This is a genomic window from Streptomyces shenzhenensis (assembly GCF_003688995.1).
Lineage (GTDB): Bacteria > Actinomycetota > Actinomycetes > Streptomycetales > Streptomycetaceae > Streptomyces > Streptomyces shenzhenensis_A.
Map to the genome: position 1 here is coordinate 293,997 of NZ_PENI01000002.1, position 17,732 is coordinate 311,728.

A 17,732-nucleotide genomic window follows, 5' to 3' on the forward strand; every position below is an offset into this window, starting at 1 on the left:
CCGCGCCCCCGGCGACAGCCCCCGATGCGACGGGGCCGTCACCGGGGGCACGGCGACTGTATTTCTAGTTCCTACCGCCCGTACCGCTCGCGGGCCTCCTTCACCGACATGCTCTTCACCTCGCCGCGCCGGGCCAGCTGGGCCAGGGCCGCGACGACGATCGACTCCGCGTCGACGCCGAAGTGACGGCGGGCCGCCGGGCGGGTGTCCGACAGACCGAAGCCGTCGGTGCCCAGCGACGAGTAGTCCTGCTCGACCCACTGCGCGATCTGGTCCGGCACCTGGCGCATGTAGTCGGAGACCGCGAGCACCGGGCCCTCGGCGCCCTGGAGCGCCTGACGGACGTACGGCACCCGGTCCTCGCCGCGCAGCAGGGCCGCGTCGGCCTCCATCGCGTCCCGCCGCAGCTCCGTCCAGGACGTCGCCGACCAGACGTCGGCCGCCACGCCCCACTCCTCGGCGAGCAGCTTCTGCGCCGCCAGCGCCCAGTGGATCGCCGTACCGGAACCCAGCAGCTGGATCCGCGGGGCGTTGGCCGCCGGGGAGAGCCCCGCCGACTCCGCCGTGTTGAACCGGTACAGGCCCTTGACGATGCCCTCGTCGAGGCCGGCGGCGGACGGCTTGGCCGGCTGCGGCAGCGGCTCGTTGTAGACGGTCAGGTAGTAGAAGACGTTCGGGTCCTCGCCCGGCGCGGCCTCGCCGTACATCCGGCGCAGACCGTCCTTGACGATCGTCGCGATCTCGTACGCGAACGCGGGGTCGTACGTCAGCGCCGCCGGGTTGGTCGCGGCGATCACGGGGGAGTGGCCGTCGGCGTGCTGGAGGCCCTCACCGGTCAGCGTGGTCCGGCCGGCCGTGGCGCCGACCAGGAAGCCGCGGCCGAGCTGGTCGCCGAGCTGCCACATCTGGTCGGCCGTGCGCTGCCAGCCGAACATCGAGTAGAAGATGTAGAAGGGGATCATCGCCTCGGCGTGCGTCGCGTACGACGTCGAAGCGGCGATGAAGTCGGCCATCGAACCGGCCTCGGTGATCCCCTCGTTGAGGATCTGGCCGTTCTTGGCCTCCCGGTAGTACATCAGCTGGTCGCGGTCGACCGGCTCGTACGTCTGCCCCTTGGGCGAGTAGATGCCGAGCGACGGGAACAGCGACTCCATGCCGAAGGTGCGCGCCTCGTCCGGGACGATCGGCACCCAGCGCTTCCCGGTCTCCTTGTCCCGGACCAGGTCCTTGACCAGCCGGACGAACGCCATGGTGGTCGCCACGTTCTGGGTGCCGGAGCCCTTGTCGAAGGCGGCGAAGGCCTTGTCGGCGGGCACGGGCAGCGGGGCGAGCGGGTGCACCCGGCGGGCCGGGGCCGGGCCGCCGAGCGCCGCGCGCCGCTCCTGGAGGTAGCGCACCTCGGGGGAGTCGACGCCCGGGTGGCCGTAGGGCACCTGGCCGTCGGCGAACGCGCTGTCCGGGATCGGCAGGCCCAGCAGGTCCCGCATCGTCTTGAACTCGTCCACCGTCAGCTTCTTCATCTGGTGGTTGGCGTTCTTCGACGCGAAGCCCTCGCCGAGGGTGAAGCCCTTGACGGTCTGGGCCAGGATGACGGTCGGCGCGCCCTTGTGCGCGAGGGCGGCCCGGTAGGCCGCGTAGACCTTGCGGGCCTCGTGACCACCGCGGGAGAGGTGGAAGCACTCCAGGATCTTGTCGTCGCTCAGCAGCTTCGCCAGCTCGACGAGCGCCGGGTCCTTGCCGAAGAAGTCCTCGCGGATGTAGGCGGCGTCGCGGGTCTGGTACGTCTGGACCTGCGCGTCCGGTACCTCGCGCAGCCGGCGGACGAGCGCGCCGGTGGTGTCGAGCGCGAACAGCTCGTCCCAGGCCGAACCCCACAGCGACTTGACGACGTTCCAGCCGGCGCCGCGGAACTGGGCCTCCAGCTCCTGCACGATCTTGAAGTTGGCGCGCACCGGGCCGTCGAGGCGCTGCAGGTTGCAGTTGATGACGAAGGTGAGGTTGTCCAGCTCCTCGCGCGCGGCCAGCGCGAGCGCGGCCGTCGACTCGGGCTCGTCCATCTCGCCGTCGCCGAGGAACGCCCACACGTGGGAGGCGGAGACGTCCTTGATGCCGCGGTTGGTGAGGTAGCGGTTGAAGCGCGCCTGGTAGATCGCCGACAGCGGGCCGAGGCCCATCGACACCGTCGGGAACTCCCACAGCCAGGGCAGGCGTCGCGGGTGCGGGTAGGACGGTAGGCCGTTGCCGCCGGCCTCCTGGCGGAAGTTGTCCAGCTGCGTCTCGTCGAGACGGCCGTCGAGGAAGGCGCGGGCGTAGATGCCGGGGGAGGCGTGGCCCTGGACGTAGATCTGGTCGCCGGAGCCGGCCGCCTCGGCGGACTCCTTGCCCTTGAAGAAGTGGTTGAAGCCGATCTCGTACAGCCAGGCGGCGGAGGCGAAGGTGGCGATGTGGCCGCCGACGCCGTGTTTGCTGCCGCGGGTCACCATCGCCGCCGCGTTCCAGCGGTTCCAGGCGGTGACCCGGGCCTCCATGGCCACGTCACCGGGTACGGCCGGCTCGGCGGCGGTGGGGATGGTGTTGAGGTAGTCGGTCTCCAGGAGCTTCGGCAGCGCGACACCGGCCGCCTCGGCGCGCTCCAGCGTGCGGCGCATCAGGTACGCGGCGCGATGCGGCCCCGCCTCCCTGGCGGCGGCGTCGAGCGAGGCCCGCCACTCGGCGGTCTCCTCGGGGTCGCGGTCCGGGAGCTGGTCGAGCGCGCTCGGCTGGATGGCGTTGGGGTCGGTCATGTCGCCGCCTTCCTCAGTCGAAGGGGGTTCCCTCATCGGTATAGGGATCAGGAGAGCCCTTGGTCTTTGGCAGGACAGGGCCTGGACTCGGGTGGTAGTCCGTCGGTGACTGTAACTCCCTGATCGATGATCGATCAAAGGGTTGACGGGCAAAACCTCTCGATTCCGAGAAACTCGGCACGGGGTGCCTCCGGCGGTGGCACCGGGTGACGGGGGTTGCTCGGTGTTTTTGCAGGTGGAGCGGTGTTTGAGGAACATGCGCCGCGGTGGGCGCCGCCCGCAGTCTAGGGCCTCGGTGCGCGGCCGGGGACGTGGGCCTTGACCGGGTCGGCGGGTGCCTTTGGCGGTGGGGCCGGGGGACGCGGGTTGTCCGGGTGTTCTCGCCGGGGGAGCCGTGTTCGGGGGGCGCGTGCTGCGGTGGGTTCGGTGGTCGCGGGGCGCGGGCTGCTAGGGCCTCGGTGCGCAGCCCAGGACGTGGGCCTTGACCAGGTCCGCGATGAGGGGGTCGCGTCTCTTGAACGCGGCCACCAGGTCCTCGTGTTCCTCGGCGTAGGACTGCTGCACGGTGCCCAGCCAGCGGATCGACAGTGCCGTGAACACCTCGATGCCCAGGCCCTCCCAGGTGTGCAGAAGCACCGAGTTGCCCGCCGCGCGGACCAGCTCGCGGTGGAAGGCCACGGTGTGCCGTACCTGGGCCGTGCCGTCGGACCTGCGGTCGGCCTCGTACAGGGCGGCGACGTGCGGTTCCAGCGCCGAGCAGTCCTGCGCCAGCCGATCGGCGGCCAGCTCCGCCGCGATGGCCTCCAGGCCGGCCCGCACGGGGTAGCTCTCCTCCAGGTCGGCCGCCGACAGGTTGCGTACGCGTACGCCCTTGTTCGGTGCCGACTCGATCAGCCGCAGGGACTCCAGCTCGCGCAGGGCCTCCCGTACGGGGGTCTGGCTGACCTCCAGCTCGGTCGCGATCCGCCGCTCCACGATCCGCTCGCCCGGCTTCCAGCGGCCGCTGACGATTCCCTCCACGATGTGCTCGCGGATCTGTTCGCGCAGCGAGTGGACGACGGGCGCGGTCATGACGGCTCCTTCGGGAGGGGCCGCCCATCGGCCCCGGGGGCGTTGACGTTTAGACAATACGGCCGGTTCGCTCCGCGGGTAGGGCGTGTGGGGGTGCTTTCGTGCAGGTGAGACGAGACTTACAGCGGGGGTTGGGGGCGGGGTGCCTAGGGGGTGGGGTCTTGCTGTGGGTGGGCGGCTGCGGGTTGTTCTTGGCCGGTTGCGCAGTTCCCCGCGCCCCTATGGGGTGGTTGGGGGTGGATTTTGGGTGCGGGTGGTGGGTGGTTTTTGCGCAGTTCCCCGCGCCCCTGATCGGGATGGCTGGGCTGGGTCGGTAGGTGCGGGTTGTGTTGGGCTGGTCGCGCAGTTCCCCGCGCCCCTGAGTGGGGTGGCTGGGGTGGGTGGGCAGGCGCGGGTTGTGTTGGGCCGGGCGCGCAGTTCCTCGCGCCCCTGATCCCGGCCGGGCGCGCAGTTCCTCGCGCCCCTGGGGGCGTTGGGGCTGTTCTGGATGTGACGGTGCCCCCGTCCTGGGGTGGGCGGGGGCACCGTTGGGGGAGTGGGTTACAGGCCCAGTTCGACCTCGAACTCGCCCGCCTCCAGGATCGCCTTGACCGCGGTCAGGTAACGGGCCGCGTCGGCGCCGTCCACCAGGCGGTGGTCGTAGGAGAGGGTCAGGTACGTCATGTCGCGGACGCCGATGACCGTGCCCTCCTCCGTCTCGACGACGGCCGGACGCTTGACCGTGGCGCCGATACCGAGGATCGCGACCTGACCCGGCGGCACGATGATCGTGTCGAACAGCGCCCCGCGGGAACCGGTGTTGCTGATGGTGAAGGTCGCACCGGCCAGCTCGTCCGGCGTGATCTTGTTGCCGCGGACCTTGGCGGCCAGGTCGGCCGTGGCCTTGGCGATGCCCGCGATGTTGAGGTCGCCGGCGTTCTTGATGACCGGGGTCATCAGGCCCTTCTCGGAGTCCACCGCGATGCCGACGTTCTCGGCGTCGAAGTAGGTGATGGTCCCCTCGGCCTCGTTGATCTTGGCGTTGATGACCGGGTGGGCCTTCAGCGCCTGCGCGGCGGCCTTGACGAAGAACGGCATCGGCGAGAGCTTGACGCCCTCGCGGGCCGCGAAGGAGTCCTTCGCCTGGGCACGCAGCCGCATCAGCCGGGTGACGTCGACCTCGACGACCGACGACAGCTGCGCCTGCTCGTGCAGCGCCTTGACCATGTTGTCGCCGATGACCTTGCGGATGCGGGGCATCTTGACGGTCTGGCCGCGGAGGGGGGAGACCTCCAGCTTCGGCGCGGTCTTCTTGGCAGCGACCCCGGCGGTTGCCGCGGCCGGGGCCGGGGCAGCGGCGGCGGCCTTCGCGGCCTCGGCGGCGGCGATGACGTCCTGCTTGCGGATCCGGCCGCCGACACCGGTGCCCTTGACGGTGGCCAGGTCGACGCCGTTCTCGGCGGCGAGCTTGCGCACCAGCGGGGTCACATAGGCGCCCTCGTCACCGGCGATCGCGGCGGGAGCGGGAGCCGCCGGCGCGACTGGGGCCGGGGCGACCGGCGCGGCGGCGACCGGCGCGGGGGCCGGGGCCGGAGCAGCGGGCTGGACCGGAGCCGGGGCCGGGGCCGGGGGAGCCACCGGGGCGGCGGCGGGGGCGGGCGGCACGGGCGCCGGGGCAGCCACCGGGGCCGGGGCGGCGACGGGAGCCGGGGCTGCCGGGGCGGGGGCCGCTGCCGGGGCGGCACCCGCGGCGCCGATGACGGCGAGCTTGGCGCCGACCTCGGCGGTCTCGTCCTCGCCGACCACGATCTCCAGCAGCACGCCCGAGGTGGGCGCCGGGATCTCGGTGTCGACCTTGTCCGTGGAGACCTCGAGCAGCGGCTCGTCGGCCTCGACGCTGTCGCCGATCGACTTCAGCCAGCGGGTGACGGTGCCCTCGGTGACGGACTCACCGAGCGCGGGCAGGACCACGTCCGTGCCCTGGGCGCCACCGGCCGGAGCGGCGGCGGGGGCGGCCACGGGGGCCGGGGCCGGCGCGGCCGGGGCCTCGGCGACCGGCGCCGGGGCGGGAACGGCGGCCGGGGCGGGTGCCGCGGCCGCAGCGGGGGCCGGCGCGGCGGCGGGCGCGCCGGTGCCGTCGTCGATCAGGGCCAGCTCGGCGCCGACCTCGACCGTCTCGTCCTCGGCGACCTTGATGGAGGCGAGCACGCCGGCGGCGGGCGAAGGGATCTCGGTGTCGACCTTGTCGGTCGAGACCTCGAGCAGCGGCTCGTCGGCCTCGACGCGTTCGCCCTCGGCCTTCAGCCAGCGGGTGACAGTGCCCTCGGTGACGCTCTCACCGAGCGCCGGAAGGGTTACGGAAACCGCCATGGTTTCGGTTGCTCCTAACGAATTGCGGAAGTCTGTGTCGTCGCGTCCGTGGACCGAAGGCTCAGTCGTGGGAGTGGAGGGGCTTGCCGGCCAGGGCCAGGTGGGCCTCGCCGAGCGCCTCGCTCTGCGTCGGGTGGGCGTGGATGAGCTGGGCCACCTCGGCGGGCAGCGCCTCCCAGTTGTAGATCAGCTGAGCCTCGCCGACCTGCTCGCCCATGCGGTCGCCGACCATGTGGACGCCGACCACGGCACCGTCCTTGACCTGGACGAGCTTGATCTCGCCCGCGGTGTTCAGGATCTTGCTCTTGCCGTTGCCCGCGAGGTTGTACTTCAGAGCGACGACCTTGTCCGCGCCGTAGATCTCCTTGGCCTTGGCCTCGGTGATGCCGACGGAGGCGACCTCCGGGTGGCAGTACGTCACCCGCGGCACACCGTCGTAGTCGATCGGAACGGCCTTCAGTCCGGCCAGCCGCTCCGCCACCAGGATGCCCTCGGCGAAACCGACGTGCGCGAGTTGGAGGGTCGGGACGAGGTCGCCGACGGCGGAGATGGTGGGGACGTTGGTGCGCATGTACTCGTCGACCAGGACATAGCCGCGGTCCATGGCGACGCCCTGCTCCTCGTAGCCGAGGCCCTGGGAGACCGGGCCGCGGCCGACGGCGACGAGCAGGACCTCGGCCTCGAACTCCTTGCCGTCGGCGAGGGAGACCTTGACCCCGTTCTGGGTGTACTCGGCCTTCTGGAAGAAGGTGCCCAGGTTGAACTTGATGCCGCGCTTGCGGAAGGCGCGCTCGAGGAGCTTGGAGGAGTTCTCGTCCTCGACCGGCACGAGGTGCTTGAGGCCCTCGATGACCGTGACGTCCGAGCCGAACGACTTCCACGCCGAGGCGAACTCGACGCCGATGACACCGCCGCCCAGGATGATCGCGGACTGCGGCACGCGGTCCAGGACGAGGGCGTGGTCGGAGGAGATGATCCGGTTGCCGTCGATGACCAGGCCCGGCAGGGACTTCGGCACGGAACCGGTCGCGAGCAGGACGTGCCTGCCCTCGACGCGCCGGCCGTTCACGTCGACGGAGGTCGGGGAGGACAGGCGGCCCTCACCCTCGATGTAGGTCACCTTACGAGAGGCGATCAGGCCCTGGAGGCCCTTGTAGAGGCCGGCGATCACGCCGTCCTTGTACTTGTGTACGGCCGGTACGTCGATGCCCTCGAAGGTGGTCTTGACACCGAACTGCTCGCTCTCGCGGGCCTGGTCGGCGATCTCGCCCGCGTGCAGCAGGGCTTTGGTGGGGATGCAACCCCGGTGCAGGCAGGTGCCGCCGACCTTGTCCTTCTCGATCAGGGCGACGTCCAGGCCCAGCTGAGCCCCGCGCAGCGCCGCGGCGTAACCACCGCTGCCACCGCCGAGGATCACTAGGTCGAAAACGGTGCTGGCGTCGTTCGCCACGTCACGTCCTCCATGCATGTGCGCCGTACGCCGGGCCCCTTGGTCCCATCCGAGGGTTGACCGGTCGGTCGGCTGGTGTCCGGCCGCTCTTTCTTCGGCCCTGTGGTGGGGGCCCTGTCCTGCCGGGCTCCATCTTCGCACCTGCCGAGGGTGGACGGGACGCGGGGCCGGGGTGTGAGACACCCCACGTCCCCGGCCGGCACCGGCCGGGGACGCCGGCGGGCGCGGCCCTGCCGCCGAGGTGGGCAGGGTCGGGCCGCGCGGGAACGCGGGGAACCGCGTGACCGGTCACACACGGTCCGCAGCCGCCCGCGTTCCTCAGCTGCCCGGGCCGGCAGGCGCACTCAGCGCAGGTCACCCGCCGCGGTGAGCTCCGCGAGCCGCACCAGCGTCCGCACCGCCGAGCCCGTGCCGCCCTTCGGCGTGTACCCGAACGGGCCACCCTCGTTGAACGCCGGACCGGCGATGTCGAGGTGCGCCCAGGTGATGCCGTCGCCGATGAACTCCTTCAGGAACAGGCCGGCGACCAGCCCGCCGCCCATCCGCTCGCCCATGTTCGCGATGTCGGCGGTCGGCGAGTCCATGCCCTTGCGCAGGTGGTCAGGGAGCGGCATCGGCCACGACGGCTCGCCGACCTCCGCCGCCGCCTGGTGCACGGCGGAGCGGAACACGTCGTCGTTCGCCATGATCCCGAAGGTGCGGCTGCCCAGCGCCAGCACCATGGCGCCGGTCAGGGTCGCGACGTCCACGATCGCGTCCGGCTTCTCCTGCGAGGCGGCCCACAGCGCGTCCGCCAGGACCAGCCGGCCCTCGGCGTCCGTGTTCAGCACCTCGACGGTCTTGCCGCTGTACATGCGCAGCACATCACCCGGACGGGTCGCGCTGCCCGAGGGCATGTTCTCGGCGAGCGCCAGCCAGCCGGTGACATTGACCTCAAGGCCGAGCCGCGCGGCGGCGACGACCGCGGCGAACACCGCGGCGGCGCCGCTCATGTCGCACTTCATCGTCTCGTTGTGACCGGCCGGCTTGAGGGAGATGCCGCCCGAGTCGTAGGTGATGCCCTTGCCGACGAGGGCGAGGTGCTTCTTCGCGGCGGGGTTGGTGTAGGAGAGCTTCACCAGGCGCGGCGCCGCGGCCGAGCCGCCGCCGACGCCGAGGATGCCGCCGTAGCCGCCCTTGGCCAGTGCCTTCTCGTCGAGCACCTGCGCCTTGATGCCGTGCTCCTTGGCCGCGGCCTGGGCGATGGCCGCGAACGCCTCCGGGGTGAGGTCGTTCGGCGGGGTGTTGATCAGGTCCCGGGCGCGGTTCAGCTCCTCGGAGACGGCGGTGGCGCGGGTCAGGGCCGCCTTGTGCTCCTTGTCGCGGGGCTTGCCGCCGAGCAGCGCGGCCTCGGTGAGCGGCGTCTTGCCGTTGCCCGCCTTGCCGTTGCCTGCGCTGTCCTTGTAGGTGTCGAAGGCGTACGCGCCCAGCAGGACGCCCTCGGCGATCGCGGCGACGGCGGCGGCGTCGGCGACGGGCAGCGCGAAGGCGGCCTTCTTGGCGCCGTTCAGCCCGCGGGCGGCGACACCGGCGGCCCTGCGCAGCGCCTCGGTGTCATGGGCGGCGCCCTTCGTGGGCTCCTCGCCGAGGCCCACCGCCACCACGAGCGGCGCCTTGAAGCCGGCCGGCGCGGGCAGCTTCGTCAGCTCGCCCTCGGCGCCGGTGGCACCGAGGGTCGCCAGGACGCCGGCGAGCTTGTCGTCGTACGCCTTGTCCACGGCCTCGGCGCCCGGCGCGACGACGGGGCCCTTGGCGCCCTTTGCGACACCGACGACGATCGCGTCGGCCCGCAGGCCGGGCGCCGCGGCGGTGCTGAGAGTCAGAGCAGTCACGGTGGTGAGATCTCGCTTCCGATGTGAAGTTGCTGTGGCCGAATGGGTGGGTCGACCGGGCCCGGGGACCGACCTTAGAACTGTCCTGAGGGCGCGTCGCGACCGGGGCCTTCGCCCTGCCGGCGAGCACCCGGAACGAGCCTACGCGTGCGACCCCGCCAGCTCATGCCCTGGACGTTCACCCAAGGGCTCCCTCCGGGCCGACCGGCCGGTGCTTGTCGCCTGTGCGTCAAATTCTCACGCATCACCCCCACAAACTTCACAAGAGGGCGGCGGTCTTCCTGTATGGGCCATGGACAGCGCCCCCGAAGGGGCGCGGGGCTGTGTCGATATGCGGCTCCGCCGCGCGGGCGCGATCAGCCACGATGGCGCCGCGGTCGGCTGACGGGGCTGTATGACCCTTTCCGTGGGGCGCTTGGCGAGACCGGCGCTCGGCAGCGCCCCAAAGGGGCGCGGGGAACTGCGCGACCGGCCACGATGGTGCTGCGGTCGGCTGACGGGGTTGTACGACCGTGGGGCGCGGGGCTGTGTCGATATGCGGCTCCGCCGCGTGGGCGCGATCGGCCACGACGGTGCCGCGGTCGGCTGACGGGGCTGTATGACCACTGCCGTGGCCCCGGCGCGCGGGCGCGATCAGCCGACGGTGTATTACGGCCCACCCAGCGGAGCGCCCAGCGCAAGTACCACAAGCACCGCAGTCGCCGCCGTCTCCGCAAGCGCCCCGAACACATCCCCGGTCACCCCGCCGAAGCGCCGCACGCAATGCCGCAGCAGGAGTTCGGCGACACCGACGGCGACGACCACGGCGAGGCCGGTACGGACGACGTCGTACGCCCCGAAGAGCGCGCCGATGGCCCCGGCCGCCCCCACCACCACGACCCCGGCCGCGACGGCACCCCCCGTCGGCACCACCCCCGCGACCGCCGCGCCCAGCCCCTCAGGCCGGGCAGCCGGCACCCCCGCGCGGGCGGCGGCGGTGAGCGCCAGCCGGGCGGCGGTCGCCGAGACCACAGCGGCGAGCGCACCCCGGGCCCATGAGTCGCCGTACGCCTGTGCCAGGGCCGCCAGCTGGGCCAGCACCGCGAACAACAGCGTGACCACGCCGAACGGGCCGATGTCCGAACGCTTCATGATCCGCAGCGCGTCCTCGGCGGGCTTGCCGCTGCCGAGCCCGTCCGCGGTGTCGGCGAGTCCGTCCAGGTGCAGCCCGCGGGTGAGCACGGCGGGTACGGCGACCGAGGCGACGGCGGCGAGCGGCGGGGCCGCGCCCAGCACGAGCAGCAGAAGTCCGGCCGCGGCCGCGCAGCCGCCCACGACCAGCCCGACCAGCGGTGCGGTCAGCATGCCGAGCCGGGCCGCCGTCCGGTCCCAGCGGCGCACGGCGACGGGCAGCACGGTGAGGGTGCCGAAGGCGAAACGGAGACCTTCCATGGGCGAGGCGGGCGAGGCGGGCGAGGTCGTGGACATCGGCGCAGGGTACCCGCCCGCCGAGGGGGCGCCGCCGGCCGCCGGGGTCCGCGAGCGATCATCGGGGATAAAGTGCGCATATGGGCCATTGGCTGGATCGGAACATCATCGAGCCCGGCAAGCTCCCGCTGCTCCTCGCCCTCACCGCGTTCGTCCTGACCTTCCTGGTCACCCGCTCCATCACCCGGCTGATCCGGGCGGGCAAGGGCCCCTTCCGCAACGTCAGGGCGGGCGGGCTGCACATCCACCACGCCGTCCCCGGTGTCGTGCTCACCGTGATCGGCGGCTTCGGGGCCGTGGCCAGCGGCCGTGACGGGCTCGGCGAGGCCGTCTTCGCCGTGATCTTCGGCATCGGCGCGGGCCTCGTCCTCGACGAGTTCGCGCTGATCCTGCACCTCCACGACGTCTACTGGACCGAGGCGGGCCGCCAGAGCGTCGAGGTCGTCGTCCTGACCGCCGCCCTCGTCGGCCTGCTGCTCGCGGGCTTCGCCCCGTTCGGCGTCAACGACCTCTCCGCGGACGAACTCGAGGACCGCGGCGCCGTGATCGTGAGCGTCGCCACGAACTTCCTGTTCTCCCTGGTCGCCCTCAGCAAGGGCAAGCTCCGCATGGCGCTGTACGGCGTCGTCGTGCCGCTGATCGCCCTCGTCGGCGCGGTTCGCCTGGCCCGGCCGGGCTCGCCGTGGGCCAGGCGCCTGTACCGGCGCCGGCCGCGGGCCCGCGCGAGAGCACTGTTGCGCGCGTACCGACATGACCGGCGATGGTCCGGCCCCAGCCGGGCCATGCAGAACTGGATCGCCGGAGCGCCCGACCGCTCCGCGGGGGACCGGTGACGAACCCCGCCGGGGGACCGGCCGTCTTCCGTCTGCGGCTCTGTCGTGGTTGCTCGCGCAGTTCCCCGCGCCCCTTCGGGGCGCGCTGCCTAGCCGTTCTCTGTTCGGTGGTGGTTGTTGCGGTGGAGGACCGTCAGCAGCGTGCACAGGGCGGCGACGCCGGCCAGGGCCGCGATGTGTTCCCTGCCCGCGAGGTTGTCCTTGACCAGTACCTCGATCACCATCGCGAGCACCACCGCGGCGCCCGTCGCGTAGGCGCCGTACCGCCAGCTCAGATACACCGCTAGGCCCACCACGGCCGCCGACGGGCCGGTGTCCACGACCTGCGCGTCCGCGGCCGGCAGGCCGAGCGGGGAGTGCGGCCCGAGCACGATGCCCACGCGCGCGTACAGCGTCCCGGCGAGCGTGGCGACGTACGCGACGGTCAGCGTCCGCCACCAGCCGAGACAGATCTCCGCGATGCCGAACACGAACAGGATCTGCGCCAGCGCACCCCACACCGGCAGGTCGAGCGCCGGGACGAACAGCGACAGCGGGGTGCGCAGCAGGGCGAGCCACAGCGGGTCCTGGGCCCGCACGGCGCCCACGTCCTGCACGAACTGGAAGCCCCACGACTGGTTCTGCACCACCTGGAGCACCGCGGTGAGGCACACCGCGGTCAGCGTCATCGGCACCGCCCGCCGGCCCCGCTTGAGCAGCGGCTCGCGCACCGTGACGTACAGCAGCCCCCACTCGGCGCGGGCCCAGCGGGCGACCTTGCTCATCCGGCGGACCTCATCTCTGCGTCTCCAGGTGCCTGCGGTGCAGCCACTTGGGCAGCCCGGGCGCCTCCAGGAACCCCTCGGCGCGCGCCGACGCCAGACCGATGCGCGGCAGGTCCGCGCTCTTCTCGAAGAGCAGGAACCGGGGCTCCCAGATGGGCCGGTACTTGGCGTTGGCGCGGTACAGGGACTCGATCTGCCACCAGCGCGAGAAGAAGCTGAGCAGGGAGCGCCACAGCCGCAGCACCGGACCCGCGCCGAGGCGCGCGCCACGTTCGAAGACGGACCGGAACATCGCGAAGTTGAGCGAGACCTGAGTGATCCCGATCTCCCCGGCCCGGCGCAGCAGCTCGATGACCATGAACTCCATCAGCCCGTTGTCGGCGTCCCGGTCCCGCCGCATGAGGTCCAGCGAGAGCCCGTGCGGCCCCCAGGGCACGAACGACAGCAGCGCCTTCGACCCGCCGTCGGCGTCGGTGCATTCGAGCATCACGCAGCGCCCGTCCGCCCGGTCCCCGAGCCGCCCGAGCGCCATGCTGAACCCCCGCTCGGTGGCCCCGTCCCGCCAGTCGTCCGCCCGCTGCACCAGCCGCGTCATCTCGTCGGCCGGGATCTCCTCGTGCCGCCGGACGCGCACGGCGTACCCGGCCCGCCGGACCCGGTTGTGCGCCTGCCGTACGGTGCGCATCGCCCGGCCCTCCAGGGTGAAGTCGGCCACCTCCACGATCGCCTCGTCGCCGAGTTCCAGGGCGTCGAGACCGTGCCGCGCGTACACGGTCCCCGCCTCCTCGCTCGCTCCCATCACGGCCGGGATCCAGCCGTGCGCGCGGGCCTGCGCCAGCCAGGGCGCGATCGCCCCGGGCCAGGCCTCGGGATCGCCGAGCGGATCCCCTGAGGCCAGCGACACCCCGCCCACGACCCGGTACGCCACCGCCGCCTTCCCGGTCGGCGACCACACCACGCTCTTCTCCCGGCGCAGCGCGAAGTAGCCGAGCGAGTCCCGCTCGCCGTACTTGTCGAGCAGCACCCGCAGCCGTTTCTCGTCGTCCCCGGTGAGCGGGTCGACAGCGCGGCGGGAGCGGAAGGCGGCGTAGAACACGGCGAGGACGAGGGCCGTGCTCAGTACGTTGATGACGACGTTGACCCAGTTGGCGGTCGAGATCCCGGGGAAGCGCGACTCGTCGGCGGCGACCGAGATCAGCCGCAGCGTGCCGTAGTGCCAGCGCTCCGGGAACGTCGAACGGCCCGCGTCCGGTGCCCGGTTGGTGACCGTCACGAGCAGCGCGGCCAGCAGCGAGGCGGCGAGCCCGCCGCCGACGGCGACGGTGGCGGCGAGCCGGGGGTTGGACCGGTCGCCCTTGGCGTAGAACTCGCGGCGCCCGGCGAGCAGCGCGGCGACGAACCCGGCGGTCAGCGCGAGGGAGATCCAGTTCTGGGCGTACTGCCGGATCTCCGGGAAGGCCATGGCGAACGCGAACAGGGCGAGGAACGCTCCGCTGAGCACCAGGTTGAGGATCCAGGCGGCCCGTTTGCGGCGCCGCATGGTGATCGCCAGGAAGGCGGTGAACAGGCCCGAGGCGAAACCCGCGGTCAGCAGGTACGGGGTGAAGTAGTTCTCCTGGTTGTGGCGGCGCACGTCCTGCCCGAGGGAGACCCACACCGCGCTGAGGAAGTTGACGAAGGCGACGGCGCGCAGATACCAGACGGCGAGGGCGGCGGCCCGCGCCGAGGCCCGGCCGTCCGGCCGCCCCCGGCCGGCTTCCTGTTCCATGGCAATTCGGGCATCTCCCATGAGGAAGGATCATATGGGCGAGGCACCAACGCCCCCTCACCCACACGCCTCCCGCCGACCCTGCGGGCGCCTGACTCCAGTCGGCCCACCGCTCGTGTGGACGGCCGCTTTCCGCGGGTCGCCTGCCTCCCGGGGGCGTCTGCCTCTCGCTGGCCTGCGGGCGTGCGCCTTCCGTGGATGCGCGCCCGTCGCGCCCCGCGGGCGCCTGCCGCCCGTCGGTCTGTCGCTCGTCTGGGTGGCCGCTTTCCGCTGGTCGCCCGGCTTCCTGCGGGCGCCTGCCTCCCGCCCACCTTCCGCGGGTCGCTCGCCTCCTGCGGGCGCCTGCCGTCAGTCGGCGTGCGGGCGCGCGTCTTCCGTGGATGCGCGCCCGTGCGCGCCCGTCGCGCCCCGCGGGCGCCTGCCGCCCGTCGGTCTGTCGTTCCCGCCGACGCCTGTCGGCCCGTCGTTCCGGCGGGCGCCCGCTCTCCGCTGGTCGCCCGGCTTCCTGCGGGCGCCTGCCTCCCGCCCGCCTTCCGCGGGTCGCGCGCCTTCCGTCGGTCGCGCGTCTCCTGCGGGCGCGTGCCTTCCGTGGACACTTGCCGTCCGCGCCCGTCGCGCCCTGCGGGAGCCTGCCGCCCGTTGGTCTGTTGCTCGTGGGGGTGGCCGCTTTCCGCGGGGTCGCCCGGCTTCCTGCGGGCGCCTGCCTCCCGCCCACCTTCCGCGGGTCGCGCGCCTTCCGTCGGTCGCGCGCCTCCTGGGGGCGCCTGCCGTCAGTCGGCGTGCGGGCGCGTGCCCTCCGCGCCCGTTGCGCCCCGCGGGCGCCTGCCACCCGTCGACCCGTCGCGTCCCGCGGGCGTCTGCCGTCCGTCGGCCGTTCGCCAGCCACGCGCCTTCCGTCGGCGCCCGTCCCTCCGGGCGTTCGGCGTCTGCTTTCCAGCGGCGTGCTTATTCCTCTGTCGGCGGCTGTTCGGGGGCAGGCGGTGGGTTTTCGGGGAGTTCCGCGGACAGTGCGGCCGCTGCCTGGACCAGGGGCAGTGCCAGGAGGGCCCCCGCACCCTCGCCGACCGTGATCCCCTGCTTCAGCAGTGGCTCCAGGGCCATCCGGTCCAGCGCCTTCGCCTGCCCCGGCTCCCCGCTGTCGTGCCCGGCCAGCCACCAGTCCGGCGCCCGGAAGGCGATCCGCTGCCCGACCAGCGCGCACGCGGCCGCCACGACCCCGTCCAGGATCACCGGCAGCTTCCGTACCGCGCACTGCAACAGGAACCCGGTCATCGCCGCGAGATCGGCCCCGCCCACGGTCGCCAGCAGCTGCAACTGGTCCCCGAGCACCGGCCGCGCCCGCCGCAACGCGTCCCGGATCGCCGCGCACTTGCGCATCCAGGCGAGGTCGTCGATGGCCAGGCCGCCCCGCCCGGTCACCACGGAGGCGTCGGTGCCGCACAGCGCGGCGACGAGCACGGCCGCCGCGGTGGTCCCGCCGACGCTCACATCGCCGAGCACCACCACATCCGTACCGGAGTCGGCCTCCTCGTCGGCCACGGCGATCCCCGCCCGGAAGGCGGCCTCGGCCTCCTCCGGGGTCAGCGCGTCCTCGATGTCGATCCGGCCGCTGCCGCGCCGCACCCGGTGCCGTACGACGTCCTTCGGGAAGGCGTCCGGCGCGCAGTCCAGCGCCATGTCCACCACCCGCACCGGCACCCCGAGCCGCCGGGCGAGCACCGACACCGGGCTGCCGCCGTCCAGGATCGCGCGCACCAGGTCCCCGGCGCTGCCCGCGGGGCGCGCGGAGACCCCGAGCCCGGCGATTCCGTGATCGCCGGCGAAGAGAACGACCCGCGGCCGTTCGACCGGCCGTACCGGTACCGCGCCCTGCGCGGCGGACAGCCACTCACCCAGGTCGTCGAGGCGCCCCAGGGACCCGGGCGGCACGATCAGACGTTCCCGGCGCGCCTCTGCGTCGCGGCGCACACCGCCGTCCGGGCGCTCGATCAGATCCGTGAAGTCGTCGAGATTCAGCGAGCTCATTCGCCGAACAGTACCGGCAGTGAACCAACGGTTCCGCGTCGGTTCCACGCCACGTCGGCAGCGCATCCACGCGACGTCTTTGCACCCAAGATCGCTATCCCATACGTTCCGTTTTGCAGCGGATTGTCGTACAGGGAGGCGCTCATGCAGCCGGAGCCGTCCAAACAGCCCGAGCCGCCCGCACCGGCGGAACCGGCCGGACTCGCGGAACCGGCCGAGCCGGCCCGACCGGCCCAACCGGCCGAGCCGGCCACGAAGGATCAGCCTCCCGTGCGGCCCGAGCCCCCCGCGCCGGAGATCCCCGCACCGTCGCCGGCGCCCGTCGCACAGCCGGAGGAGCCCGCCGTACCGCCGGCGGAGCCGCCCGCGCGGCCCGAACCCCGCACCACCGCCCCCTTCCACGACCCGCGCCGCCCGGACTGCCCCTGGTGCGGCTCGCGGCGCCTGCGCACCCGGCTGCGCACGCCCGACCTGCGCCACCGCGCCCCGGGCGTCTTCGTCGTCGAGGAGTGCCACGACTGCGCCCACACCTTCCAGAACCCGCGGCTCACCCCGCAGGGACTGGCCTTCCACCAGCGCGAGTTCCCCGACGACCAGGTGCGGCCGCTCCTGGACCGCGTGCGCTCCGCCCGCCGCCACCGCGCCGCGGCCCGCGCGCTGCTGAGCTGCCCCGGGTTCCCCGAACCGGAGAGCTGGCTGGACGTCGGCACCGGCCACGCCCGCTTCCCGGAAGCCGCCCGCGATCTGTTCCCCTACACGTCCTTCGACGGCCTCGACCCCACCCCGCGGGTGCTCAGGGCCCGCACGGCGGGCCGGATCGAGGAGGCGTACGTCGGCCGGCTGGCGGATCCGCACCTCACCGCCCGCCTGCGCGCCCGCTACGACGTGGTCAGCATGTTCCACCACCTGGAGCACACGCCCGACCCGCGCGAGGAACTCCGCGCCGCCCTCACCGTCCTGCGCCCCGGCGGCCACCTCCTCCTCGAAGTCCCGGACCCGGCCTGCGCGTTCGGCACCCTGCTCGGCAAGTGGTGGCTCCCGCACGGCCAGCCCCGCCATGTCCACCTGGTGCCGCCGGACAACCTCCGCGCGGAACTGGAGGCCCACGGCTGCACGATCGTCACGACCGACCGCCGCGCCGCGCACACCCCCTACGACCTGTCCGCCGCCCTGACCCTCGCCCTGGCCCACGTGCTGCCCGCGCGCCTGCTCCGGGCGACCGCCCCGCTGGTGGCAGCGGCCACGGCCGTGGACCGCGGTCTGGCCCCGCTGTTGCGCCGCACCCGCTTCTCGAACGCGTACCGCGTCATCGCCCGCAAGGAGACCGGCTGACCCGGCCGCGCACCCGGCC

Annotated in this window: 11 protein-coding genes; 2 read left to right on the top strand and 9 right to left on the bottom strand. The window is 73.1% G+C overall.

Annotated elements, in window-relative coordinates:
* Positions 1–71 precede the first annotated feature (71 nt).
* The 6 genes from aceE to CTZ28_RS04275 form a co-directional block, all read right to left on the bottom strand.
* Positions 72–2,783 carry a pyruvate dehydrogenase (acetyl-transferring), homodimeric type gene (aceE, locus tag CTZ28_RS04250; protein WP_121887850.1) on the bottom strand — a complete coding sequence of 904 codons (2,712 nt, stop codon included), beginning with the start codon at positions 2,781–2,783 and terminating at the stop codon, positions 72–74.
* 447 nt (positions 2,784–3,230) lie between these two features.
* Positions 3,231–3,854, bottom strand: coding sequence for a GntR family transcriptional regulator (locus tag CTZ28_RS04255; protein WP_121887851.1), 624 nt, complete (start codon positions 3,852–3,854; stop codon positions 3,231–3,233).
* 540 nt (positions 3,855–4,394) lie between these two features.
* Positions 4,395–6,203, bottom strand: coding sequence for a 2-oxoglutarate dehydrogenase, E2 component, dihydrolipoamide succinyltransferase (sucB, locus tag CTZ28_RS04260; RefSeq protein ID WP_121887852.1), 1,809 nt, complete (start codon positions 6,201–6,203; stop codon positions 4,395–4,397).
* A 61-nt stretch (positions 6,204–6,264) separates the two neighbouring features.
* Positions 6,265–7,653: a dihydrolipoyl dehydrogenase gene (gene lpdA / locus CTZ28_RS04265; RefSeq protein WP_121887853.1), complete on the bottom strand. Its 1,389-nt coding sequence runs from the start codon at positions 7,651–7,653 to the stop codon at positions 6,265–6,267.
* A gap of 344 nt (positions 7,654–7,997) precedes the next feature.
* Positions 7,998–9,524 (bottom strand): leucyl aminopeptidase, encoded by a 1,527-nt coding sequence (locus CTZ28_RS04270; RefSeq protein ID WP_121887854.1) that lies wholly within the window; start codon positions 9,522–9,524, stop codon positions 7,998–8,000.
* Between the two features lie 648 nt (positions 9,525–10,172).
* Positions 10,173–10,991: an adenosylcobinamide-GDP ribazoletransferase gene (locus CTZ28_RS04275; RefSeq protein ID WP_121887855.1), complete on the bottom strand. Its 819-nt coding sequence runs from the start codon at positions 10,989–10,991 to the stop codon at positions 10,173–10,175.
* Positions 10,992–11,071: 80 nt separating this feature from the next.
* Here CTZ28_RS04275 and CTZ28_RS04280 point away from each other — a divergent pair, with 80 nt between their 5' ends.
* Positions 11,072–11,824: a hypothetical protein gene (locus CTZ28_RS04280; protein WP_121887856.1), complete on the top strand. Its 753-nt coding sequence runs from the start codon at positions 11,072–11,074 to the stop codon at positions 11,822–11,824.
* 89 nt (positions 11,825–11,913) lie between these two features.
* On the opposite strand, the gene CTZ28_RS46835 is transcribed toward CTZ28_RS04280, so the two are convergent.
* From CTZ28_RS46835 to cobT, 3 genes are all read right to left on the bottom strand, one after another.
* Entirely contained in the window at positions 11,914–12,588 is a 675-nt protein-coding gene (locus CTZ28_RS46835) for a hypothetical protein (protein ID WP_183154264.1), read from the bottom strand.
* 10 nt (positions 12,589–12,598) lie between these two features.
* Complete coding sequence (locus CTZ28_RS04290; RefSeq protein WP_121887857.1) at positions 12,599–14,377, bottom strand: phosphatidylglycerol lysyltransferase domain-containing protein; 1,779 nt, start codon at positions 14,375–14,377, stop codon at positions 12,599–12,601.
* A 924-nt stretch (positions 14,378–15,301) separates the two neighbouring features.
* Entirely contained in the window at positions 15,302–16,381 is a 1,080-nt protein-coding gene (cobT, locus tag CTZ28_RS04295) for a nicotinate-nucleotide--dimethylbenzimidazole phosphoribosyltransferase (protein ID WP_121887858.1), read from the bottom strand.
* Positions 16,382–16,651: 270 nt separating this feature from the next.
* Between cobT and CTZ28_RS04300 the strand changes: the two genes are divergently transcribed.
* Positions 16,652–17,713, top strand: a complete 1,062-nt coding sequence (locus CTZ28_RS04300; protein ID WP_259471471.1) for a class I SAM-dependent methyltransferase — start codon at positions 16,652–16,654, stop codon at positions 17,711–17,713.
* Positions 17,714–17,732 lie beyond the last annotated feature (19 nt).